19 protein-coding genes are annotated in these 23,833 nt (G+C 41.0%); 13 read left to right on the forward strand and 6 right to left on the reverse strand.

What is annotated here, in order from left to right; translation table 11 throughout:
- The first annotated feature begins 66 nt into the window (after positions 1–66).
- The 3 genes from PR767_RS11845 to PR767_RS11855 all read left to right on the forward strand — a co-directional run bounded on the left by PR767_RS11845 (position 67) and on the right by PR767_RS11855 (position 3,318).
- Positions 67–1,800: a nitrilase-related carbon-nitrogen hydrolase gene (locus tag PR767_RS11845; protein WP_272520382.1), complete on the forward strand. Its 1,734-nt coding sequence runs from the start codon at positions 67–69 to the stop codon at positions 1,798–1,800.
- Between the two features lie 94 nt (positions 1,801–1,894).
- Entirely contained in the window at positions 1,895–2,608 is a 714-nt protein-coding gene (locus tag PR767_RS11850; RefSeq protein WP_196718927.1) for a potassium channel family protein, read from the forward strand.
- On the forward strand, positions 2,605–3,318 hold the full coding sequence (locus PR767_RS11855) for a YoaK family protein (protein WP_109912538.1): 714 nt from the start codon (positions 2,605–2,607) through the stop codon (positions 3,316–3,318). Before PR767_RS11850 ends, PR767_RS11855 begins: the two co-directional genes overlap by 4 nt.
- Positions 3,319–3,362: 44 nt before the next feature.
- Here the strand turns inward: PR767_RS11855 and PR767_RS11860 are convergent, their stop codons facing one another.
- The 4 genes from PR767_RS11860 to manD all read right to left on the reverse strand — a co-directional run bounded on the left by PR767_RS11860 (position 3,363) and on the right by manD (position 8,563).
- A complete protein-coding gene (locus tag PR767_RS11860) occupies positions 3,363–4,850 on the reverse strand; it encodes a mannitol dehydrogenase family protein (protein ID WP_115168225.1) in 1,488 nt (495 codons plus the stop codon).
- Positions 4,831–6,240 (reverse strand): MFS transporter, encoded by a 1,410-nt coding sequence (locus tag PR767_RS11865; protein WP_004906844.1) that lies wholly within the window; start codon positions 6,238–6,240, stop codon positions 4,831–4,833. Before PR767_RS11865 ends, PR767_RS11860 begins: the two co-directional genes overlap by 20 nt.
- 61 nt (positions 6,241–6,301) lie before the next feature.
- Positions 6,302–7,324: a Zn-dependent oxidoreductase gene (locus PR767_RS11870; protein WP_109912536.1), complete on the reverse strand. Its 1,023-nt coding sequence runs from the start codon at positions 7,322–7,324 to the stop codon at positions 6,302–6,304.
- A gap of 24 nt (positions 7,325–7,348) precedes the next feature.
- Complete coding sequence (gene manD, locus PR767_RS11875; protein WP_004906847.1) at positions 7,349–8,563, reverse strand: D-mannonate dehydratase ManD; 1,215 nt, start codon at positions 8,561–8,563, stop codon at positions 7,349–7,351.
- A 282-nt stretch (positions 8,564–8,845) separates the two neighbouring features.
- Between manD and PR767_RS11880 the strand changes: the two genes are divergently transcribed.
- The 9 genes from PR767_RS11880 (at position 8,846) to PR767_RS11920 (ending at position 20,695) form a co-directional block, all read left to right on the forward strand.
- Entirely contained in the window at positions 8,846–9,592 is a 747-nt protein-coding gene (locus tag PR767_RS11880) for an FCD domain-containing protein (RefSeq protein WP_042851476.1), read from the forward strand.
- Between the two features lie 17 nt (positions 9,593–9,609).
- On the forward strand, positions 9,610–10,803 hold the full coding sequence (uxuA, locus tag PR767_RS11885) for a mannonate dehydratase (RefSeq protein ID WP_109912535.1): 1,194 nt from the start codon (positions 9,610–9,612) through the stop codon (positions 10,801–10,803).
- A 602-nt stretch (positions 10,804–11,405) separates the two neighbouring features.
- Entirely contained in the window at positions 11,406–12,341 is a 936-nt protein-coding gene (fdhE, locus tag PR767_RS11890; protein WP_004906186.1) for a formate dehydrogenase accessory protein FdhE, read from the forward strand.
- A gap of 22 nt (positions 12,342–12,363) precedes the next feature.
- Positions 12,364–13,755 carry an L-seryl-tRNA(Sec) selenium transferase gene (gene selA, locus PR767_RS11895; protein WP_004906852.1) on the forward strand — a complete coding sequence of 464 codons (1,392 nt, stop codon included), beginning with the start codon at positions 12,364–12,366 and terminating at the stop codon, positions 13,753–13,755.
- Positions 13,752–15,620 (forward strand): selenocysteine-specific translation elongation factor, encoded by a 1,869-nt coding sequence (gene selB / locus PR767_RS11900; protein WP_109912534.1) that lies wholly within the window; start codon positions 13,752–13,754, stop codon positions 15,618–15,620. Before selA ends, selB begins: the two co-directional genes overlap by 4 nt.
- Positions 15,621–15,689: 69 nt before the next feature.
- Positions 15,690–17,354 carry an LTA synthase family protein gene (locus PR767_RS11905; RefSeq protein WP_109912533.1) on the forward strand — a complete coding sequence of 555 codons (1,665 nt, stop codon included), beginning with the start codon at positions 15,690–15,692 and terminating at the stop codon, positions 17,352–17,354.
- 223 nt (positions 17,355–17,577) lie between these two features.
- Positions 17,578–18,579 carry an NAD-dependent epimerase gene (locus tag PR767_RS11910; protein WP_109912561.1) on the forward strand — a complete coding sequence of 334 codons (1,002 nt, stop codon included), beginning with the start codon at positions 17,578–17,580 and terminating at the stop codon, positions 18,577–18,579.
- Positions 18,580–18,623: 44 nt separating this feature from the next.
- Positions 18,624–19,790: a nucleotide sugar dehydrogenase gene (locus tag PR767_RS11915; RefSeq protein ID WP_004906857.1), complete on the forward strand. Its 1,167-nt coding sequence runs from the start codon at positions 18,624–18,626 to the stop codon at positions 19,788–19,790.
- Positions 19,791–19,990: 200 nt separating this feature from the next.
- Positions 19,991–20,695, forward strand: a complete 705-nt coding sequence (locus PR767_RS11920) for a lipopolysaccharide core heptose(II) kinase RfaY (RefSeq protein ID WP_109912532.1) — start codon at positions 19,991–19,993, stop codon at positions 20,693–20,695.
- A 67-nt stretch (positions 20,696–20,762) separates the two neighbouring features.
- On the opposite strand, the gene thiM is transcribed toward PR767_RS11920, so the two are convergent.
- Complete coding sequence (thiM, locus tag PR767_RS11925; RefSeq protein ID WP_004906861.1) at positions 20,763–21,533, reverse strand: hydroxyethylthiazole kinase; 771 nt, start codon at positions 21,531–21,533, stop codon at positions 20,763–20,765.
- A gap of 77 nt (positions 21,534–21,610) precedes the next feature.
- Positions 21,611–22,813, reverse strand: coding sequence for an ROK family protein (locus tag PR767_RS11930; RefSeq protein WP_272520383.1), 1,203 nt, complete (start codon positions 22,811–22,813; stop codon positions 21,611–21,613).
- Positions 22,814–23,002: 189 nt separating this feature from the next.
- On the opposite strand from PR767_RS11930, the gene PR767_RS11935 reads away from it, so the two are divergent.
- Entirely contained in the window at positions 23,003–23,821 is an 819-nt protein-coding gene (locus PR767_RS11935; protein WP_004906865.1) for a purine-nucleoside phosphorylase, read from the forward strand.
- The last annotated feature ends 12 nt before the right edge of the window (positions 23,822–23,833 follow it).

The following is a 23,833-nucleotide window of genomic DNA, read 5'->3' on the forward strand; positions in this document are numbered from 1 at the left end:
ATTTATTTTTATTAATAGCAAAAAATTATTTATTTACTAATAAATTCTTTGAATAAGGATTATTGTATGAGTATTGCTGAAATAAAAAAAAGTAGTAAGGTGGCAGCCGTTGATTTTATTCCTGCATGGGGAGATTTAAATGGAAATATTCAACGTTTAGTTGAAGCGGCAGAAAAAGTGGCCGCTCAAGGGATAAATTATGCCGTATTTCCAGAAACGGCTGTGAGTGGTTATTTATTTTCGGACTCTACAGAATTAGCACCTTATTTAGATACTATTCCTGGCAAAACGACCGCTGCAATACTGCCTGTATTGGCTCGAACAGGAATGTATATGAGTGTGGGTATTGCGGAGCGGGATAGCGAAACTGGACTGGCTTATAATTCAGCTGTTTTGATGGGGCCGGAAGGCATTATTGGTAAATATCGTAAAATAGGCCTAAATTCTCAAGATCAAAAAGTATTTGCTCCAGGTAATACTGGCGTCAAAACCTTTGAAACACCAATTGGCCGTATTGCATTACTGATTTGTTATGATGATACCTACTGGCAATATGTACGTTTAGCCGCATTAGAAGGGGCACAAATCATTGGTTGGCATTCAGTATCCGACCGTATGATGCCTAACGCGAGTCCTGCTGAAATGCTTGGGGATCACTCAACCGTTGCGCATGTACAGCATATGAGTGCTTTCAATGGTGTTTGGGTAATTTGTGCAACACGTAGTGGAATTGAAACTAATCCAATTACCAAAGGGCAGCTCTATTATAATGGTGGTTCGAGCGTATGGGCGCCATCAGGACATAAAGTGGCTCAATCTCCAGTGCTTAGCCCATTAGAGTTAGAACCGGGGTTAAATGGCATATACAGTGCGATGATTGACTTAGATGAAGCGGATAAACAGCGCGATGCATTACTGGCGAAGCGTTGGCCTGAATTATATTTCCCAATGCTTGCTTTTCATCGTAGCCCGACAGATATCAATGCCACATCAACAATAACGCAAACAACGCTGATTGCGGCGCAGTGGGAAAAATCAGTTTCTAAGCTAGACTCAATCCAAGTGGGAGAAAATGAGCTGCTGGTTCTTCCTGAGCTTTCTGCGCTACCTTATACCAACGATCCCAACATTATTTTGTCTTATGCCGAACAACAAGGGGGCATTTTTGAGCAAACATTGAGTAAGGCGGCTCAAAAGGGGAAAGGGTATATTGTTGGAAGCTACCCTGAAATTGAAACGGATAGATTGTTCCATACGGTGGTGCTTGCAGGGCCATTAGGGGAAATATTAGCGCGCTATCGCGTTACACATCTTAATGAGCGAGATAGTGGCTGGGCAACAGCGGGTAGTTCTGTGAGTGTGACAGCAACGCCAATTGGGCGTATTGCACTGGCGGCTGCACATGAATTAGATGTTCCTGAATTAGGGGGGTTATACAGTACGTTACGCGCTGATATCCTTGCTGCGCCAGCCGGTATCCCGAGTGATTTAAAAGTAGAAATTGATAGCCATCTTTTTTCGGTTGAAGAGCCGCCGACAGGACGTGCCGATTTTATCCCTTATGCCATCGCGACATTAAACCAATTATGGGTGGTTTGTGGAGGACGAAACGAACGTGATTCTACGTCAGCGGCTATTTATGGGCCAGAGCCTGTCGTGCTTACTCCAACCTTAACAGCACAACGAGGGGCTGAAGATGTGCGTTTGCAAGCTCAGGTACCTGCTCCTTTTACGTGGATTAACCAAGAACGGTTGGTGAGTGGTCAGCAAGCTATTTGGTTTCCCCCGTTAACACAGTAATGTTTATATTTTCCCGTTGTTGTTAGAGAAATAGCAACGGGATCTTATCATGAATAAAAGCCCTATTAATGGCTTCAATAATTAGATTATTAATATGCTGACTTTTCGACAGTTTGGTAGTCAAGAAACGTGGATTAAAACACTTCATTTTTTAGGGATTGTGGCCTCGTTGGTTTTAATAGCGAGTATTTCTATTGAAACCTTTAATCATGACCCCTTTCTTAAGCGGTCAATTTACTTTGATATTCAATTTTGGATCTGTATTTATTTTACATGTGATTTTTTTATTTTTTTATTTATTTCAAAAAATAAAAAAAAGTTTGTCAAAAAATACGCGATTATCGTTTTGTTATCTGTTCCGTATTTAACCATATTGGATTACACATCGATAAAATTTACTGAGGAGCAAATTTATCTTATTCGGTTTATCCCCTTATTTCGTGGTGGTGCAGCGTTTGTCATGCTTATGATGATGGTTGTAAAACGAAATACGACAGCATTATTTTTATCTTATATGATTTTGTTATTTTCAACGGTTTATTTTATTAGCTTAATTTTTTACATTTTCGAAAGGGGTCTTAATGTTGATGTTAAAACGTATGGGGATGCCATTTGGTGGGCGGCAATGACTGTCACCACATTGGGTTCAAATATTATCCCTGTGACGAGTGCTGGCAAAGTCATTACCACTATTCTAGCGGCTACCGGTATGACGGTTTTTCCTATTTTTACGGTATACATCACCTCGATTATTAGTCGACTAAGTCAGTCAGAAAAAGAATCATCAAGACAGGTAAGTAAACTATGATTTCCTCTCCAAAAGTTCCTTTTATGCAGCTACCCACTATCGCATTTTTATTAGCTATTGCGTCAGGAATGCTCGATGGATATGCCTTTTTTACGACTAAATCATTCGCTACTTTTCAGTCAGGCAATATTATTATGTTAGGCTATGAGTTTGCTAAGCACGGCCTAACCGCAGTGTTGCCTTATATTATTTCTATTATTTCCTTTGGTGCGGGAGCAATGCTGTTGGCATGGATCCGTTATCGCTATAATACTGATGAAAAAACTTGGACATTTACGTTATTGTCACTGGAAATTGTCCTTTTATTATTACTTATTATTTATATTTTTTTATTTAACGTACAGTCAAATGGGTTTCATGCTGTTTGGGCTCTTTCTTTTATTGCGGGAATGCAAGGTAATGCGTTTCATAAGATTAATGGCATGCTATATGGCAATATTGCGGTTACTTTGAATGTGCAACTTGGCTTTAGTTCATTGGCAGAATCTATTGCATTTAAAGGCCAAGAAAGAAAAAGTGCATTATATAAAAGTTATTGTTATTTTCTGACGCTATTGGGTTTTGCTGGCGGGGCTTTCATGATGGTGTTATTAGCTGATTTTGCAAAGGAATACGCTTTATTTGCTACATTAATCCCATTGTGTTTGATATTTTTCTTTGGACATCAGTTTTCGAAAGAAAATAAAGGAATGCCAATAGATTCAAACTAGTTTGAGTGAAAGAGGCGGGGGAAGCCCCGCCTACTAAGATGTTGTTACAAGGCGTGCTGGTGGTTAAGCGCTTCAACCGTTTTTTGGGCACCGTTATCACGTAGTGAAAGGTAGAATGCAGTCACCTTTTCAGTAAACAACGAATTATTAACGAGTTCTTTGGTAAACAAACTGTTGAGAGAAAGCAGTGCATGAACACGACTTTCATCATCAGTGCTGTTTGCAACTAGTTCAGCCAATTTTACAGCCTGTGGGTCGCTGACTTGAATTTCTGCACCATGATCATCTTTTCCGCTGACATAACGCATCCATCCTGCAACCGCTAAGGCTAAATAATCAAATGATCGGCCGTTTTTAAGATGAATTTGGATAGAGTCGAGTAAACGTTGAGATAATTTCAACGTTCCATCCATCGCGATTTGCCAAGTTCGATGTTTCAACCCCGTATTTTTGAAACGCTCAATCAGGGCATTAGCATAGGCGGGTAAATCCACATTTTTGATGGATAACGTTGGCGCTTGCTCATTGACCATCAAGTGATAAGCCGCTTTTTCATAAGCGCTATCCTGCATGCACTCATTAATGTATTGATAACCAGCCAAATAACCTAAATATGCAAGGAAAGAGTGGCTACCATTTAACATGCGCAGTTTCATTTCTTCAAATGGAATGACATCTGTCACTAATTGAGCGCCCGCTTTTTCCCACTCAGGACGACCCGCGACAAAATTATCTTCAATCACCCACTGGCGAAATGGCTCACAGGCAATGGCGACGTTATCGACGATAGGGCCCAGTTGAGATTGAATTTTCTCTGCAGTATCTGGTGTCATGGCAGGTACAATTCTATCCACCATGGTAGATGGAAAAGTGACGTTGGCTTCAATCCAATTGGCCAGTGCGATATCCTGTTTTGCGGCCATCGCTAAAATGACATTTTTCGTGATATGGCCATTTTCAGGCATATTATCACAGGACATGACTGTAAATGGTGCAATACCCAGTGCTTTACGGCGTTTTAACGCTTCAACAATCAGGCCCGGCAATGATTTTGGAGCATTTGGTGAGGCTAAATCATGTGCGATAGCGGGGTTAGCAAAATCAATCGAGCCTGTCGCGGGTACATAGCAATAACCTTTTTCAGTAACAGTCATGGAAACGATGGCAATGTTAGGGTCTAACATGCGATTGATAACAGCATCAATTCCGTGAATGGTTGGGTGTAATGCTTCTTTTACCACCCCCACCGTACGGGTTTGCCAATTATCGCCTTGCATTTCAACTACGTTATAAAGGCAATCTTGAGCGAGTAAATCTTCAATTTGTTGCTCGCCACCGACTAAATTGACTTCGCAAAAACCCCAATTACTCTGCTGTTCTGTAGCTAAAATATCCGCAAAGATGGCTTGGTGGGCGCGATGGAACGCGCCGAAACCTAAGTGAAGCATTTTTACCTTTATCTGCTCCCTATCATAGCTTGGTACTTTGATATTCGCAGGTAATTGGTTTAGGTTATTGGTTGACAGTTGCATATTTCACTTTACCTTTTTGTTGTTCAGCCTCTTCAACAGCATCCAACGTACTGGTTAAATCACGATCTTTCACTTCAGGCATGATGATGGCGCTGATTAATGAAATGGCAGAGTAAATGATGATCATGATGGCAATTGGCCACCAGCTTCCGGTGACACTACAGAAAATACCTGCTAGAACTGGGCCTAAGCCAGAGGCAATTAAGCCACCAATTTCTTTGGCCACAGCCATACCGGTGAAGCGATTACGTGAGTTGAACATTTCAGCCATCGTAATATTTTCTAAGGCAAATAATCCGAGTACTGAACAGTTATGAACGATAATAATACAGATGGTAATTAAGCTAACACTGTTCGCACCATCGACGATGACAGATAACATCGGATAGGCGAGCAACATAGCAGATAAGCTAAGAATAATATAAGGAATACGACGACCAAATTTATCGGATATCAGACCAATCACAGGAATAGTTAGGAAACCGACAACGGAGCTGATCATGATCGCATCAGTTGGAATACTCTTATCAAACAACAGGCTTTGAACCAAATATCCTGCTAAGAAAGTTTGAATTAACCCAGAGTTACCTGCTTGACCGAAACGAATGCCAGTCGCTAACCAAAATGCTTTAGATTTAAACATGGCAAAGAAACTTTCTTTCGGTGGTGTTTGTACTGCAACTTTGGCTTCTTGTTCTTCCGTATTTTGCACTTTCTCAAATACAGGGCTTTCTTTCAGATTCAGTCGTAACCATACTGCAAACAGCATTACCACGAAGCTTGCCAAGAAAGGTACACGCCAGCCCCAAGCCAATAAGTCTGACTTATCTAACCAGAAGAACATGACAGCCCAAATTGCAGTTGCGCTTAATGTGCCACAGTTTGTTCCCAGACCCACTAATGAGGCCACAATACCACGACGGCCTTTTGGTGCATATTCTGCTAGCATGGTACCTGCACCCGAAATTTCAGCGCCTGCCCCTAAGCCTTGAATAATTCGCAAGAGAACTAATAACAGCGGTGCGAGGATACCTACCTGTGCGTAGGTTGGTAATACCCCGATTAATGTAGTACACACCCCCATCATGGTGATGGTGATAAAGAGTACTTTTTTACGGCCGATTCGGTCGCCCATTTGACCAAAGAAAATCGCACCAACAATACGTGCGACATATCCGGCACCGTAAGTTCCCATCGCAAGAATTAATGCCATTGAAGCGGATTGTTCAGGGAAAAATATTTCATGGAAAACAAGTGCTGCACCTAACGAGTAAAGCTGGAAATCCATAAACTCTAGAGCGGTTCCTAGCCAGCCAGAAACTGCAGCTTTGGTTAGATCGCCAGAACTGCGTTCCACTTTCCCTGATGGGTCAATTGACTGAGTATTCATATTATTATCCTATTAATCACGTAGGGTAGTATCCAAATCGGATTTAGTTTTTTTAATTAAATTAAAAGGTTAAAAGAATTTTACAGCAGGTTTTCTGGTCTTTTTCAAAGGTTAAGATTGCCTCTTGCGCTTCAGTGAATGGGAACTGATGCGTCAAGATTTTCGTTGGGTCAATTTTTTTAGATTCTATCCAGCTAATCACCTCAGGGAATTTTTTGGCATTCAAACGTGAAGAAAACAATGAAATCTCTTTGCTGGTGATACTTTGCTGTGTAACGGCACTTGCTTCACTTGAAAAGCCCATAATAGAAACTCTTGCTGCGGGAGAAGCAATCAAGACGGCTTCTTGTAAGATAGCGGGATGGCAAGCTGCATCAAGTACTAACGTTGGGCGAAGACCCAGTGTTTTGAGTTGATCTGGTAGTGGGGTTTGTGAGTTATCAATGACAATATCAGCACCACAATCTTTTGCTCTAGCTAAACGCTCAGCCACGCGGTCAACCATGATCAAGGTTTTGACTTGATAAACCCCTTTGAGAACCTGTGCGCAGGTTAACCCAATCGTACCCGCACCATAGACTAATGCGATGTCATCTTGAGTTGGATGAACATGCGAAGTCACGTTGGCGGCAATAGAGTATGGCTCAACGGTAACGGCACACTCATCGCTGATTGAATCAGGAATAGTATAAGCATTAGCCGCAGGGACATTGACATATTCAGTGAACCCGCCATCAGTATGAACACCCAATACTTCTAGTGTTTCACACACATTTGGTTTACCAATTGAGCATGGGTAACAATGACCACAGCTAAGGACAGGGTCGATAGAGACTCGTTCACCAATGCGTTTGCTATCTATGCCTGAACCCACTTTTTCAATGACACCGAAAAACTCATGGCCAATCACACGTGGATATTTTGCAAATGGGTTATGGCCACGGTAGATATGGCTGTCAGAACCACAAATACCAGCTAAGCGAACTTTTATTTGTACTTGGTTTTCAGCCGGTTCAGGAACTGAACGTTCTTCAATCAATAATGTATTGGGTTCTTTGATTACTACCGATTTTACAGCTTTCATATTTGACTCCGAATAAAATAAAAATTACCAGTTCCACAACGTGCCGTCTTCGAGACGAGCGACTGGAAGATAAGCTGGGTTGTACGGGTATTTCGCTGCCAGTTTTTCATCAAAATCGATACCTAAACCGGGCTTATCACTTGGGTGCATATAACCATCGTTGAACGTCCAGTTAGTCGTAAATACGGACAACATTTCTTCTGAATAGCCCATAAACTCTTGAACGCCGAAATTGGGTACCCAAAGGTCAAAGTGTAAGGCGGCAGCATGGCAAATTGGGGATAGGTCAGATGGACCATGAGAACCGGTTCTGACTTGATAAAGCGATGCAAAGTCCGCAATTCGGCGCATGCCTGTAATACCTCCGGCATGGGTAATTGTGGTGCGGATATAATCGATGAGTTGCTCTTCAATCAGTTGTTTACAATCCCAAATGCTATTAAAAACTTCACCTACGGCGATTGGGGTGACGGTATGTTGACGAATTAATCTAAAACAAGCTTGGTTTTCTGCTGGTGTTGGGTCTTCCATCCAAAATAATCGATAATCTTCAATACTTTTACCGAAGCGAGCCGCTTCAATAGGGGTCAAGCGATGGTGCATATCGTGTAGAAGGTGTTCATTAAATCCGTATTTGTCCCGAACGGCTTCAAACAGTTTGGGCATAAAATCCAGATATTTTTCGGTTGACCAAAGTTGTTCTTCGGGGTGATGGCCTTTTGTGGCAGGTTCATAAGCAAGGTTTTTTCCTTTACTCTGTCCATAGGTAGTTGCCATTCCTGGAATGCCACACTGCACACGGATCGCTTTAAAACCTTTTTCTTTATATTTTGCGTAGTTATCTAGTGTTTCAGCAATATCGGTACCCGTGGTGTGGCAATAAACCATCACTCCTTCACGAGAAGCGCCACCGAGTAACTGATAGACCGGAAGGTTGGCAATTTTGCCTTTAATATCCCACAGTGCCATATCAATCGCAGAAATGGCGGACATCGTAACTGGGCCTCTACGCCAGTAAGCTCCCTTATAGAAGAACTGATAAATATCTTCAATTTTATGTGGGTCACGGCCTATTAGCTGAGGACAGAGGTGATCTTGAAGATAGGATGCTACAGAGAGCTCCCTCCCGTTAAGGGTGGCATCACCTAATCCATATACGCCTTCATCGGTTGTAATTTTTAATGTGACAAAATTACGACCGGGGCTACATACAAAGACTTCTGCTTTTATAATTTTCATTTTGGCCCAAATCCCTATTACTTGTTAACCAACTGATCAACCAAATTACCATGAAATACTCAAAGTGGTTTATTTATTGGTTGACCAAATTCTCTTTTTTTCACTCTATCAATCGGTAAATTAAAAAACAATGACTAAAAAGACGACAATAAGTGAATCTGATCACAAATTGGTTAACTAATTTTGCGGAAATAGTGGATAAATTGGTTGACCATTGTAATGAGGGACGATAATCTACAATGGAAGAACTAAATTTAATTCGACAACGCGTTGTACATATATATGAAAACTCAATACCGCTCGTACCAATACCTAGGTCAGCAGTTAAAAGAGCTCATTGCATCTGGTGAATATCCGATAGGAAGTCGTTTAATGCCAGAGCGTGAGATCGCTAAAAAATATGATGTTAGTCGCTCATTGGTACGTGAAGCACTCATCATGTTGGAAATTGAAAAATTGGTTTCTATCAAGAAAGGTTCTGGGGTTTATGTCATTAATCATCCAGACCTATTGATTGATGAAATTAAAAGTTTAGATCATGGCCCTTTTGAAATACTGCAAGCTCGCCAAGTGATTGAAAGTGCAATAGCTGCATGCGCTGCTTTGTCAGCAACAAAAGCCGATATCCAAGAGATCCGCGCATTATTAGAAGATGAGCGAATCAAAGTCGCGAATAATGAAAGTGACGATGCTAATGATCATAAGTTCCATGTGTTAATTGCTCGCGCAAGCAAGAATGACATGATGGCGAAGATTATTGATGATATCTGGGCTGTGCGGTTACAAAGCCCTATGTGGGATAAGCTTCACGAACATATTGACAACACGACTTACCGAAAAAAGTGGTTGGTTGATCATGAAAATATTTTAAATGCACTACAAAAACGTGATCCGGAGTTGGCTAAAAAAGAGATGTGGCAGCATTTAGAGAATGTCAAAAATACGCTAATGCAGCTTTCTGATTTTGATGACCCCAATTTTGATGGTTACCTATTTGAAACAATTCCTTATCAGACTATTTTTGAATAATCGAAGGAGAAGTACTCATGGAGCATACGTGGCGTTGGTACGGTCCTAATGACCCTGTTTCTTTAAGTGATGCTAGGCAAGCAGAGGCGACAGGTATCGTCTCTGCGCTCCACCATATTCCTAACGGTGAAGTTTGGAGTGTCGAGGAGATTTTAAAGCGTAAGGCTATTATTGAAGATGCTGGGTTAGTTTGGTCTGTCGTGGAAAGTATTCCTGTTCACGAAGATATTAAAACTCAACAAGGTAATTTTGATCTCTATATTCAAAATTACCAACAGAGTATTCGTAATTTAGCATCCTGTGGTATTAAGACCATTTGCTATAATTTTATGCCAATTCTAGATTGGACGCGTACTGACCTTGCTTACACGCTACCGGATGGCTCCAAAGCGTTACGGTTTGATAATATTGCTTTTGCTGCGTTTGAAATTCATATTTTAAAGCGTGAAAATGCGGCAGAGAGTTATTCAGAACAAGAAGTTAAAGAAGCGGCTGAGTATTATGCCAATATGTCATCTGATGACATTGAAAACCTGATTAAAACCATCATCGCAGGGCTACCGGGTGCGGAAGAAGGTTATACATTAGACCAATTCCGTGAGCGCTTGGCGCTGTATAATAATATTGATGAAAATCAGTTACGTGAGAACTTACGTTATTTCTTGCAGAAAATCGTTCCTGTCTGTGAAGAAGAAAATGTGGTTTTAGCTATTCACCCTGATGACCCTCCACGCCCAATTTTAGGCCTGCCACGTATTGTTTCTACCATTGAAGATATGCGGTTTATTAAGCAAAGCTGCGATAGTATTCATAATGGGTTTACTATGTGCACAGGTTCTTATGGTGTACGAGCCGATAACGACCTAGTAAAAATGATTAATGAATTTGGTGATCGCATTCATTTCACGCACTTACGTTCAACGGTGAGAGAAAATAACCCGAATACCTTCCATGAAGGCAATCATATTGCAGGTGATGTTGATATGTTTGAAGTGGTCAAAGCCATTTTAGCGGTTGAACAAAAACGCTATGCTGCGGGACTTGCACCCATTCCAATGAGACCAGACCATGGCCACCAAATTTTAGATGATTTGAAAAAGGTGACCAATCCAGGCTATTCCGCTATTGGGCGCTTAAAAGGTTTAGCAGAAGTTAGAGGTTTAGAGCTCGCAATTAAGCGTATGTATTACCCTGAATTACTGAAAATCTAAAACCTAATTCGTTGTTAACAATATTGGCTTTTTATTTGGTATTTTGATGATACCAAAGGGACTGTTATACCCCTAAAGAAGCAAAACTGTTATTTCATTGTTACGCGACCGAATAGTATTTGGTCGCGTATTCTATTGACCATAAATGCTTTTTATATTTATTTTTATCTAAAAGGTACAGTAGATATGATATTAAATATATTTATGTTTTTATTTATTTCTTATTGAAGAACGGCAATAAAAAACTCCTGAGATAAGAGTGAAATACCTATTCCTGTTGCAAATAGAAGGCTGCTTGCAGCATAAGCTTGTAGTCATAACCACTTCAAACCATAACTTCAGAATTTTTATCCTAGTGATAACAATTTATTTATATCAAATAAAACAATCATCATCCTGATTTACATTTACCTTGATCTACTCCGGGTTAATGGAAGGGATAATTCAGGGGCTAGAGTAGCCTCAAGATGACTTTTGTTTTATCCTGAACATTAGAGAACCGCTTTCGCGGATATAAATATGATGAGCAAAACGCTTTCGAGAAAATAAATAGCCTTTTCTCGGGAATTGTCGTTATAAAAAAATAGAAAAGAGAGAACGCAATGGGTATTCGTATCGTTCCTAAAGAAGAGTTAGGACAAGAAAGATTGAAAGAAAAAGGAATTGGTTTTATTCCACCAGTTCTGTTTCCTAACTTAAAAAGCTTATATCAGCGCCGTGCTGAGCGACTTAAAGAACTTGGTGCGGGAGAACATCCTTTTGCAGATTATCTGAATTTTGCCGCTGAAGTGGCAACCGCGCAACATAATGCACAGCATGATAATCCATTAGAAATGGATATGGCATCTATCCTTGAGCGTTCAACAAATACCAATAATTCGCCATTGGATGCAAAAACATTTCCACGCACAACACATTGGCACAAATTATTGACGGCAATTATTGCCGAATTAATGCCAGTCGTGCCTGAGTCTGTACGCCCTGCGTTAGAAAACCTGAATAAAGCGTCTGAAACAGAACTTGAAGCTATGGCAACTGCGCTGCTAAATGAAGAATTTGAAAAAGTTCCTGCGGATAAATCGATGTTTATTTGGGCTGCATTATCGGTGTATTGGGCACAAATGGCAGCAAATATCCCGGGTAAAGCGCGTGCAGAACATGGTGACCATCGTCATTTCTGCCCTGTATGTAATAGCATGCCAGTGTCGAGTATTGTGCAAATTGGTACATCACAAGGTTTACGTTATTTGCACTGTAATTTATGTGAAACTGAATGGCATATGGTGCGCGTTAAATGCAGTAACTGTGAGCAAACGGGTAAATTGAATTATTGGTCATTGGATGATGAAAATGCGGCTGTTAAAGCTGAAAGCTGTGGTGATTGTGGTAGCTATCTGAAAATCCTTTATCAAGAAAAAGAAGCTAAAGTTGAAGCTGTCGCTGATGATTTAGCGTCAATTATTTTAGATGCTCGCATGGAAGAAGAAGGTTTTGCACGTAGCAGTATTAATCCGTTCTTGTTCCCTGGTGAAAAATAAGCGGTAAAAGAGAATCGTGACTATGGCTGAATCAGACTTGGTTTTATATCGCCAACTTCCTGCGATTGATAAATTATTGCAACTCGATGAAGTGCAAATATTGATTGAACAATCAGGGGCTCACTGGGTCACTGCATGTTTACGTGAGATGCAAGAGCAAGCTCGAACCTGTATTGCACAGGCAGGGAAATTACCTGCCTGGCAGGAAGATTGGGTAAAAGAGTTAGCTCAACGCCATCAAGCTTTAGGGCAAAGTGCCCTAAAAAACGTGTTTAACTTGACCGGTACGGTGTTACATACCAATTTAGGCCGTGCGGTAATGTCGACCACAGCCGTGAATGCGGTTAGCCAAGTGATGAGTTCGCCTGTCACATTAGAATATTCTCTAGATGGCGCGATGCGTGGGCATCGTGACCGTGCGATTGCTGATTTACTGTGTGAGCTCACTGGCGCAGAAGATGCGTGTATTGTTAATAATAATGCTGCCGCAGTTTTATTATTGTTAGCAACGGTTGCGAATGGCCAGCAAGTTATTGTTTCTCGTGGTGAATTAGTTGAGATTGGCGGGGCTTTTCGAGTGCCTGATGTCATGGCTCAGGCTGGCTGCCAATTAGTTGAAGTGGGAACAACAAATCGGACCCACTTACGTGACTATGAGAATGCGATTAATGATCAAACTGCACTATTAATGAAAGTGCATACCAGCAATTACAGTATTGAAGGATTTACTGCTGAAGTTGAAGGTGAAGAGCTTGCAGAGCTAGGTAGAAAGTACCAATTACCAACGGCAATTGATTTAGGCAGTGGTTCGATGATTGACATGACGGCTTATGGGCTACCCGCAGAGCCCATGCCACAAAGTTACCTTTCTCAAGGTATTGATTTAGTTTCAATTTCTGGAGATAAACTTCTCGGTGGTCCACAAGCAGGGATTATTTTAGGGAAGAAGAAATGGATTGATGCAATTCAAAAACATCCATTAAAACGTGCTTTACGGGTTGATAAAATGGTTCTAGCTGCACTTGAAGCAACGCTAAAACTGTATTTAACGCCCGAAAAACTCACAACAGAATTACCCACATTACGTTGGCTAACACGAGATCCTGAAACTATTCGTGATAGCGCAGAAAGCATAGTTGTTGCTCTACAAGCCTTTTACGGGGATAAATTTATTGTTGAAGTTGAGCATTGCCTCTCACAAATAGGTAGCGGCTCACTTCCCATCGACCGTCTTCCAAGCTTTGCGGTAACCTTTACACCATTAAATGGAAAAGGTAGCACATTAGAGCAACTCGCTACGCAATGGCGTCAGTTACCTCAACCTGTGATTGGGCGTATGAAAGAAGGTAAATTGTGGCTTGACCTGCGCTGTCTTGATGATGAACATGCGTTATTACAGGCTTTACTTTCATGATTTTTGCGACAGCAGGCCATGTTGACCATGGCAAAACCTCATTAATTCAAGCTATTACTGGCGTAAATACCGCACACCTCCCCGAGGAAAAAAAGCGCGGAATGACCATTGACCTAGGGTATGCCTACTGGCCGCAGCCTGATGGTAGCTCGATTGGTTTTATCGACGTTCCAGGACACGAAAAGTTTTTAGCCAATATGTTGGCTGGGATTGGCGGTATAAATCATGCGCTTTTGGTTGTCGCTTGTGATGATGGTGTAATGGCGCAAACCCTAGAACACCTTTCTATTTTAAGACTAGCGGGCTGTGAAAATGTCAGTGTCATACTGACGAAGGCTGACAGAGTTGATCATTCGCGAATTGAACAGGTCACGGAGCAAGTTACCTCTGAGTTGGCTCAGCAAGGTTGGCCAGATGCAAAACTATTTATTACGTCTATTGAAGATGGGCGTGGCATTGATGCGCTACGGTTATATCTGCAACAGCTTCATCAGCAAAGTGGTTCACATCCCAATATCCAACGTCGTTTTCGTTTAGCCATTGACCGCGTTTTTTTGGTTAAAGGTGCAGGGATTGTGGTGACTGGTACCGCGTTAGCGGGAAAAATTCACGTTGGCGAGTCACTTTGGGTGACTGGGGCGGATAAGCAAGTTCGTGTCAGAGGTATTCACCGGCAAAACCAAATATCTGAATTCGCTGTCGCGGGGGACCGTGTGGCTTTAAATTTGACAGGTGATATTGATAAAGAAAATATCACTCGAGGTGATTGGTTACTTGCAGAGCAACCCGCATTTATTGCAACACGGGTTATTGTCGAACTGGAATGCGATACATTAATTAAGCACTGGCAGCCTGTGCATCTCTATCATGGTGCAAGCCATATCACTGGCCGAGTATCATTATTAGTGGAACAAGGAGAAACCCCTGTTCTCGCAGAATTAATTTTAGATACCCCATTATGGTTAGTAGAGAATGACCGGTTAATCATTCGTGATATTAGCGCTCGCCAAACGTTAGGTGGGGCTCGAGTGATACGTTTGGTTTCCCCACGCCGAGGTAAAAGACTCCCAGAGTTTTTGGATTGGTTATCTAGGCTTTGCCGAGAACAAGACGAACTGGCTCACTTTAAGTTACAACTTCCACAAGGTGAACTTAATTTACGGGATTACAGTTGGGCGCGGCAGCTCACCCATGAGGCGTTAGATAACTTATTAGCAAAAACGGATGTGGAACGGGTTGGCAATCACGTTTTATCCATATTTAAAACGCAAATAGCGAAAGAACATATCGTTCAAACTCTTGAAAAATTTAATGAAATACACAGTGACCAAATTGGTGTTGGCAAAGCACGTTTAAAACGTATGGCTCTGCCTTCAATGAGTGAAGCATTAGCCTTTAAATTCATTGATGACCTAATTACTGACAATGTTATTAAGCAAACACGTGGCTGGTTGCATATGCCTCAACATGGGTTGGTTTTTGATGCGCAACAGCAGCTGATTTGGCAACAAATATACCCATTATTTTCACGTAATGAGGCGTGGTGGGTGCGTGATTTAGCATTAGAAAGTGGTTATGAAGAAGATACGATGCGCCGCGTGTTAAAAAAGGCGGCACAAATGGGGTTAATTACAGCAATAGTTCGTGACCGCTATTATAGTCATGAACAAATTAATTATTTTGCTTCACTTATTCATCGTTATTGCTTGGAAAATGAAGCTATTTTTGCGGCTGATTTTCGTAACGAATTAGGGATTGGTCGAAAACTCGCGATTCAAATTCTTGAGTTTTTTGATAAAAGCGGTTTTACTCGTCGTAAAGGCGATGGTCACCATTTACGAGATAAAGGCATTTTCGTTGAATAAATTGAGTGTTTTAATCCGTTATAGTAGTGCTTCATAGCAACCTCCAATATTAAACTTGTGGTAAAACTAATGAAGAAAAAGTTATTTGCAGGCTTTTATCTGGCATTGATCTTTATTGGCTCCCTTTTCTTAGTCTTTGAAAAAGGTAGTGTAATTTATCCTGCACTCATATCGGTCAGTGTATATGCCGTTTTATTCGGTATTTTAATGGTGCTAACAGCCCGCTGGTTATTTTCTGTGATTATTACCAGTACATTATTTATCATCATTAAATTCCTGAACCAGTTAAAAGTTCATTATTACAAAGAACAACTCTTCTTTAGTGATATCAATATCATGACGGACACTTCCAATATGGGGACCTTGGGTCATTATTGGTTAGCGGGTGTCGCATTGGTCGGGTTGCTTATATTATTAGTCATTAATGGGGTTATTAGCTGGCGGTTGGTCAAACCAAGTAAATCAAAGATTACTCGCGTTATTGGTGTCGTTCTTATTGTTGCAGGTTATTTTAGTATTAACTTCACAAGCTCACATTATTATGACAGATGGTCTCAGACGTTGCCAAAAGGCCGAGGGACAGTGACCAATATTATTATGTCAGCACAAAATGCGAGTTATCAGTCTCCTGAATTTGCAGGTTCAGCTGATTACTTTGTGAAAAAAGCAGCTGCTATCTCCCTAGAAAATAATGTGGTATCAGAAAAGCCAGACATCGTTTTATTACTACAAGAATCTACTGTTGACCCACATATTTATGATTTACCTGAAGGAACCAAGCTTCCCAATTTATTTATGTTCCAGCAAGATAATGGCGTAAGTGCGCATAGTCAGATGCGGGTACAAACTTTTGGAGGGGGAACTTGGTTATCTGAATTCTCCGCCTTAACTGGCTTAAATAGCGATGATTTCGGTGCGCAAAAAAGCGGTGTATTTTATTTTATCGTTGACCACCTTAAAAATAGCTTATTCAAAGAAATGAAGGCCAACGGTTATTATACTGTGGTACTTACTCCTTTTAATAAAGGTGCATACCATTCAGGCCATGCCTATGAAACGCTTGGGGTTGATAGAATTATTCAACCACAAGAACTTGGCTACCCAGGAAAACTACAAGATAACTTATGGACGATCAGCACCGATGATATGCTGAAATACGTGAAAGAAATCTTAGCTCAAGAAACAGATAAACCTGTATTTATTTTCTCTCTTACCATGTATGAACATGGCCCTTATAAAGAGAGTCATAGTGATGACTATGGCATAAAAGACAAAATTAAAAACCCTGATGCTGCGGGTGAATTTAGCCATTATATGGACAAAATCGCCACTTCAGATGCATCAATACGCAATTTTGCAGACTTTATTGAAAAACGTGAGCGCCCGTTGATGTTTTTATATTTTGGTGACCATCAACCAGGCATTAGTTTAAATCAGTATAATTCTTCATTTTCATCTCCCGCTTACTTAACACAATTTACCTTACGGGATAATTTAAAATCAGGGACGGTGATCAAAACGGGCCAGCTAACCGATATTTCCTTCTTAGGTGGTATTTTATTGGAAAGAGCGAATTTAAAAATATCCCCATTTTATGAGGCCAACATCAAAATGCGTCACTTATGTGATGGCAAGCTGAATGATTGTGAAGACCAGAAGTTACTTGATAGCTACCGTAACTATGTTTATGGAACTTTAGAAGCGGCTAACGCCAATAAAGGTGATATGCAATAGTATGTTATTATCAGCCGTAGATATTTACGGCTGTTCCCCTCTTTTTTGTTATTTCCTACCTAAAATATTAATACTTTCTTAAAATTTATTATTTTTTTAGGCTTTCTTGTTTTAATAACAAAACCATTCGTTATTATTTTTGTCTTAATTTTAGGTATTTTTTCTGTGAAATTTGGTGCTCATTCAGAGCTTAAGAATGGTTTAACGCTAGAAGACAATGAATATGAAATATTTGGTCACGGGAAGTGCGGGTTTTATTGGTTTTAAGCTTTGCCAGCGTTTATTAGAGGACGGACATGAAGTTGTTGGGATTGATAACTTAAATGCATATTATGATCAAGGGCTTAAACAATCCCGTTTACATTTATTGGAGCAGTTCCCTTTATTTCGCTTTATTCATCTTGACCTCACTGACCGTGAAACCGTTCGGGTATTGTGTACCCAAGAGCAATTTGACCGAGTCATTCACCTAGCAGCACAAGCGGGGGTCCGTTACTCATTGGAAAACCCATTTGCTTATGCAGACAGTAATTTGACTGGTCACCTCGCTATTTTAGAAGGCTGTCGCCAAGCAAAAGTGAAGCATTTGGTCTATGCCTCTTCAAGTTCGGTGTACGGAGTGACCGATAAGACGCCATTTACCACGGACATGGCAACCGATCACCCTATTTCACTGTATGCGGCAACGAAGAAAGCCAATGAATTAATGGCGCACTCCTACTCGCATTTATACCAGCTTCCAACGACTGGGTTGCGCTTCTTTACGGTTTACGGCCCATGGGGGCGCCCAGACATGGCTTTATTCAAGTTTACGAAAGCTATTTTGGCGGGCGAGCCTATCGATGTCTATAATAACGGCAATCTCAGTCGTGATTTCACTTTTGTTGATGATATTGTCGAAGGTGTGATCCGTATTTCAGATATAATTCCACAAACAAACCCGAATAACCCTTCGGCATCACCGGCAGAAAGCAGCGCGCCATATCGAATCTATAATATTGGTAATGGTCAACCCGTTAAATTGATTGAATTTATTTCTGCACTGGAAAAAGCACTGGGTAAAGAAGCGATTAAAAATTTTTTACCTATGCAAGCGGGTGATGTATACACCACTTGGGCGGATACAGAAGACTTGTTTAATGTGACTGGTTATCGCCCACAAGTTTCTATTGAGCAGGGTGTTCAGGCATTTGTGGATTGGTATCGTTCTTATTACCACCAATAATATCAATAAGCTGTAACATCTTTAGCAGGATTTGAGAGGCAAGTTTGAAAATAGCAATCGCAGGAACCGGTTACGTCGGCTTATCTAACGCCATGTTGCTGTCACAACACCACGAAGTGGTCGCCGTGGACATCATCCCTGAAAAAGTGGCGATGTTAAACAACCATCAATCACCGATTGTTGATGCAGAAATTGAGCAATTTTTAACGGAAAAGACGCTCAATTTTCGCGCTACAGAAGATAAAACAGAGGCCTACACAGGCGCTCAGTACGTGATTGTGGCTACACCAACTGACTATGACCCAAAAACCAATTACTTCAATACTAGATCGGTTGAGTCTGTTATTCATGATGTGAATGAAATTAACCCGCAAGCGACGATCATCGTAAAATCCACTATTCCGGTGGGCTTTACCGCGCGTTTACGTGAAGAATTTGGTTATACCAACGTGATTTTCTCTCCTGAATTTTTACGTGAAGGCCGCGCTTTGTGGGATAACTTGCACCCGTCCCGTATCGTGGTAGGAGAGCGTTCAGAGCGCGCGAAAATTTTTGCGGATTTACTGCTTGAAGGTGCGATTAAAAAAGACGTTCCCGTGTTATTTACGGATGGCACCGAAGCCGAAGCCATTAAGCTGTTTGCCAACACCTATTTAGCGATGCGTGTGGCATACTTTAATGAGCTCGACACCTATGCAGAAAGCCGCGGTCTAAATGCACGCCAAATTATTGAAGGGGTCTCTTTAGACCCACGTATTGGCAGCCATTATAACAACCCATCATTCGGTTACGGTGGTTATTGTTTACCAAAAGATACCAAACAACTGTTAGCTAACTACGATGATGTGCCAAATAACTTGATTAACGCCATTGTGGAATCGAACCGTACCCGCAAAGACTTTATTTCCGATGCGATTATTGCTAAAGCACCACGTAAAGTCGGTGTTTATCGCTTAGTGATGAAGGCTGGCTCTGATAATTTCCGCGCCTCTGCGGTACAGGGTGTGATGAAACGCATCAAAGCCAAGGGTATCGAAGTGGTGGTGTATGAGCCTGTTTTAAAAGAAAATGAATTTTTCCGCTCTAAAGTTATTCGTGACTTAGAGACTTTCAAAGCAGAAAGCGACATTATTTTAGCCAACCGGATGGTGCCTGAGCTGGAAGATGTGGCAGAGAAAGTCTATACCCGCGATTTATTTGGTAACGACTAAGCGGTTTTTATGAGAGTAGGTTGGCACTATGGTGACCTGCTCTCATAGATAGAGCCGTACAGCTTTTCTAAAACCTTACCAATTTTGAGGTATATCGCACAACTTACCTATTTTTAGACGCCATTTTGCAACAATCGCTAAGAAATGTCGTTTGCCATTTGCTAGCATCCGTCAATTGATTAAAAATTGGCTATTTTGCTATGCAGAACATAATAAAAAAACAAAGAGACGGTTTTATCACCTATCAAAAAGAAGGTGAGATAGATTTTTGGCAAATTGTTAATGATTATATTGATGGGAAGATCTCGGGTAAGAATTTAAGTAGCGGAAATATTGAGAGAAGTGTTGCTCGTATTCATGTAGATGGGCAAAACTATATTATTAAATGTGAAAAAGAACGGGATAAGCGTATTGAAAAACGGTTGATGCGTATTATTTCAGGACCTTTTTATTCACAGTTATTAATGCGATTAGTCTCTGCTCAAAATAAAGGTTGTATGGTAACCAATGACATCTATTTCGTTGCTGAAAAAATGGTCGGTCGTGAGTCAGTAGAAACATGGATTATTGCGGAATATGTGGAAGGAACGGTTTTATCTGAACTGGATGATATTACGCCTTACTATGCAGAAATGAAGTCTGTCATTAACCAATTACATAACTATGGTTTATCTTCTAATGACATCCATGCAGGAAACTTTGTTGTAACCAATGTGGGGCTAAAGGTTATTGATTTATCAGATTATGGTAATTTTGCTATTTGCAAAGCGAATGATTTAATTGCATTACAGCGTTTTTACGATATTGAACCCGATAGCAAAAATTGTGTTTATCGCTTTATTCGTTTTAGAGATAACTTTCGTCATTGGTCAAGAAAAATAAGAGGAAAGAAAACTCGGCTTTAGTGTGCTATGCCAAGTTTTCATTACTACTAAATTACCGAAAATAACAAAGTTACCGATCACAACAAAACTATTGATAAAGCGCATCTAAAAATTCAGGGATAAAACTACCTGTCCCATGGCAGCGCTGGGTTGCGGTTTCTCCGGCTTGCTTCATGATAGCGCAAGCAGCGGCAACATTTTGCAGCCTATCACCAGGTAGAGCACAACATGCAGCAACCACCGCAGAAAGAGCGCATCCCGTACCGACCACCCGAGTCATTAAAATATGGCCGCCAGTCACCGCAAAGGTGCGTGTTCCATCGGTGATGTAATCCACTTCACCGCTTATCGCAACAATAGTCTTAGCTTGTCTCGCTAATAATTGTGCCGCGGGGAGTGCATCATCAGTGGAGTTAAGGGAATCAACGCCTCTGCCACCTGCACTGCTTCCTGCTAACGCCATAATTTCAGAAGCATTACCGCGAATAGCGGCAGGTTTGAGTGTCAACAATTCATGGCAAAAATGGGTACGAAAGCTGAGCGCACCTGCAGCGACAGGGTCAAGTACCCAAGGTTTTTGTGCTTGATTTGCACTGTTAACCGCACATTTCATCGCATATCGACGCTCTGTCGTTAATGTGCCCACATTAATTAGTAAGCCATGTGCGATAGCGGCAAACTGCTCAGCTTCTTCGGGTTCAATCACCATGGCTGGGGAACAGCCGAGTGCTAATAGGACATTGGCAGTGAAGGTCTGAACAACATCGTTTGTCATGCAATGAACAAGAGGAGATTGAGAATTAAGTTGCTGTAGTACCAGTGATTTCGCCGTGTTACTGATGTGTTCAAATTCTAACATGATCCCCTCATTAATAGTGATAGAGTATAGGTTTGTTGATTTATTCTACACTCTATCTGTTTTAATGAAAGAACCGCTTAATCAGCAAGGTACTTCTCCATTACCATTCCACCAGCACCCTGAGCAACGATTTCATATGAATCATTGGCGGGATAAATGCGTGTCTTAATATGGGGGAAAATAGCGAGTTTTTCTTCAATCGACTTTTTGGTCATCTCAAAAAAGTGATTTTTAGGTGTCAGGGTGCCGCCGCACACCACCACATCGGCTTGAGTCGTTAAAATAGCATTAGCGATGGCGATACCATAATAATAGGCCGCTTCACCAAGCGCTTCGAGGCACAGGGCATCGTCCAATGTGAGAGCTTGGAAAATAGTATGGTAGCTAATTTCAGACTCATTATTAACTAATTCATTGATTATTGAACTTTTACCCAACCTGAGTTGGTGGATTACTCGTGCCTTAATCGCAGACAGTGAACTATATTGCTTTAAACAGCCAAATGACCCACATTCACAGCGCTGGCCATTAATATCAATCGTTGTATGGCCAAAGGCTTGAGCTGTACTAATGGGGGCCGGAGCGTATTGGTTATTGATGATGGTGCAACTGCGAATATCAGTATCACAGGTTGTGAATAAAAATCTTTGGCTATCAGAGGTATAGCGCAAGCGATACTCAGCAAAAGCCGCAAAACTAATCCCACTTCCGAGTAACACAAAACAAGGAACTTTACTGGAAATGTAGTCGTGAAGTTCTTTTATTCTTGCGTGGTATTGATGATATGGCAGTTTATCACGTTCTAAAATATGGTCGATGGCGATGCCGATACCCAACAAGCTTTCTACGCTAAGTCCATGTTCAGCTAATAAAATATCTAATCTGTTGAGCAGATGATCCACCATATTTTCTGCGGTTTCTAGGTGCTCATATTTCACTTTTACCATACCTAAAATATCCAATTTTAGGTTTTGTAAAACAATCGTTGAATATATATCACTCATTTCAATGCCAACAAGATAACCATCTGCAGCATTAATGTTATAGAGGATTGGTTTGCGGCCACCGGTCGACTCTCCGAGCTCAGAAGTCGAAATTAAGTGATTTCTCCCAAGTTCGTCGAGTAACCGAGCACAAGTTGCTGGTTTCATGCTAGCCAGTGATGTCAACGTCTCTGCCCTAATGGGACCATGGTTTAAAATTAATCGGTAAAGCGTTTTGAGTTTTTGTGTTTTTGAATTTTTTGAGGTGCGAAATTCATTTAATAGTGTATGTAACAAGCGCCTCACTCCTTTTCATTCCGACTCTATCGATAAAGATTAGCAAATATACGCATAAGATTCTGCTTCCTGTGACACATCATATCGAAATACTTTTTATTAAAATGAGATTAAGATCGCTGTTCTGTTTCTAAATTGCTTTATGATCAATTTTAACAATTTTTAGTCGATGTCAATTTGGAGACAACCATGCATCATACAAAAGATATTCTAGAAAGCTTAAGCTTTATTCAGTCTCGCACAGATATTAAACCAACAGTGGGCATTATTCTGGGTTCAGGACTCGGTCCGTTCGCGGATACATTAGAAAATGCAGTGCATATTCCTTATAGCGAAATTCCACACTTTGCTAAATCTGAAGCGGTAGGGCATGCCAATGAATTGGTGATCGGCACCATCGCAGGTAAAAATGTGGTTGCCATGAAAGGCCGTTTCCACTATTACGAAGGCTTTACCCTTGACCAAGTCACTTTCCCTGTGCGTTTGATGAAAGCGTTGGGTGTTGAAAAATTGATTATCACCAATGCCTGCGGTGCGGTAAATACCGACTTCAACCCAGGTGATCTGATGATTATTACCGATCATATTAATTTAACTGCAAATAACCCACTGATGGGGCCAAATAACCCTGAATTAGGGGTGCGTTTCTTGGATGTCAGTGAGGTGTATAACAAAGAATTACGCCAAACAATCAAGAATGTAGCGGCTGAACAAGGTGTTTCTGTCCGTGAAGGTGTTTATGCATGGTGGACAGGCCCAACTTATGAAACACCTGCCGAAATTCGTATGATCAGAACCTTAGGCGCAGATGCTGTTGGTATGTCTACCGTACCAGAAGCTCTGGTCGCTCATCATTCACAAATTAAAACAGTGGGCATTTCCTGCTTAACCAATATGGCTTGCGGTATTTTAGAACAGCCACTTAGTCATGACGAAGTTATTGAAACAGCTGAAAAAGTTAAAGCGACCTTCTTGAAATTAGTGACAGGCGTGATCGAACGCTTCTAATTTTTTAGGTTC

It is taken from the genome of Providencia sp. PROV223, from assembly GCF_028479245.1.
Classification (GTDB): domain Bacteria; phylum Pseudomonadota; class Gammaproteobacteria; order Enterobacterales; family Enterobacteriaceae; genus Providencia; species Providencia rettgeri.

Coding starts and splice junctions, on each gene's coding strand:
- PR767_RS11865 (WP_004906844.1), bottom strand. CDS start 6,240: ATGAATACTCAGTCAATTGACCCATCAGGGAAAGTGGAACGCAGTTCT.
- PR767_RS11850 (WP_196718927.1), top strand. CDS start 1,895: ATGCTGACTTTTCGACAGTTTGGTAGTCAAGAAACGTGGATTAAAACA.
- uxuA (WP_109912535.1), top strand. CDS start 9,610: ATGGAGCATACGTGGCGTTGGTACGGTCCTAATGACCCTGTTTCTTTA.
- selB (WP_109912534.1), top strand. CDS start 13,752: ATGATTTTTGCGACAGCAGGCCATGTTGACCATGGCAAAACCTCATTA.
- selA (WP_004906852.1), top strand. CDS start 12,364: ATGGCTGAATCAGACTTGGTTTTATATCGCCAACTTCCTGCGATTGAT.
- PR767_RS11855 (WP_109912538.1), top strand. CDS start 2,605: ATGATTTCCTCTCCAAAAGTTCCTTTTATGCAGCTACCCACTATCGCA.
- PR767_RS11910 (WP_109912561.1), top strand. CDS start 17,578: ATGAAATATTTGGTCACGGGAAGTGCGGGTTTTATTGGTTTTAAGCTT.
- PR767_RS11920 (WP_109912532.1), top strand. CDS start 19,991: ATGCAGAACATAATAAAAAAACAAAGAGACGGTTTTATCACCTATCAA.
- PR767_RS11880 (WP_042851476.1), top strand. CDS start 8,846: ATGAAAACTCAATACCGCTCGTACCAATACCTAGGTCAGCAGTTAAAA.
- PR767_RS11870 (WP_109912536.1), bottom strand. CDS start 7,324: ATGAAAGCTGTAAAATCGGTAGTAATCAAAGAACCCAATACATTATTG.
- PR767_RS11845 (WP_272520382.1), top strand. CDS start 67: ATGAGTATTGCTGAAATAAAAAAAAGTAGTAAGGTGGCAGCCGTTGAT.
- PR767_RS11905 (WP_109912533.1), top strand. CDS start 15,690: ATGAAGAAAAAGTTATTTGCAGGCTTTTATCTGGCATTGATCTTTATT.
- PR767_RS11860 (WP_115168225.1), bottom strand. CDS start 4,850: ATGCAACTGTCAACCAATAACCTAAACCAATTACCTGCGAATATCAAA.
- fdhE (WP_004906186.1), top strand. CDS start 11,406: ATGGGTATTCGTATCGTTCCTAAAGAAGAGTTAGGACAAGAAAGATTG.
- PR767_RS11935 (WP_004906865.1), top strand. CDS start 23,003: ATGCATCATACAAAAGATATTCTAGAAAGCTTAAGCTTTATTCAGTCT.
- thiM (WP_004906861.1), bottom strand. CDS start 21,533: ATGTTAGAATTTGAACACATCAGTAACACGGCGAAATCACTGGTACTA.
- manD (WP_004906847.1), bottom strand. CDS start 8,563: ATGAAAATTATAAAAGCAGAAGTCTTTGTATGTAGCCCCGGTCGTAAT.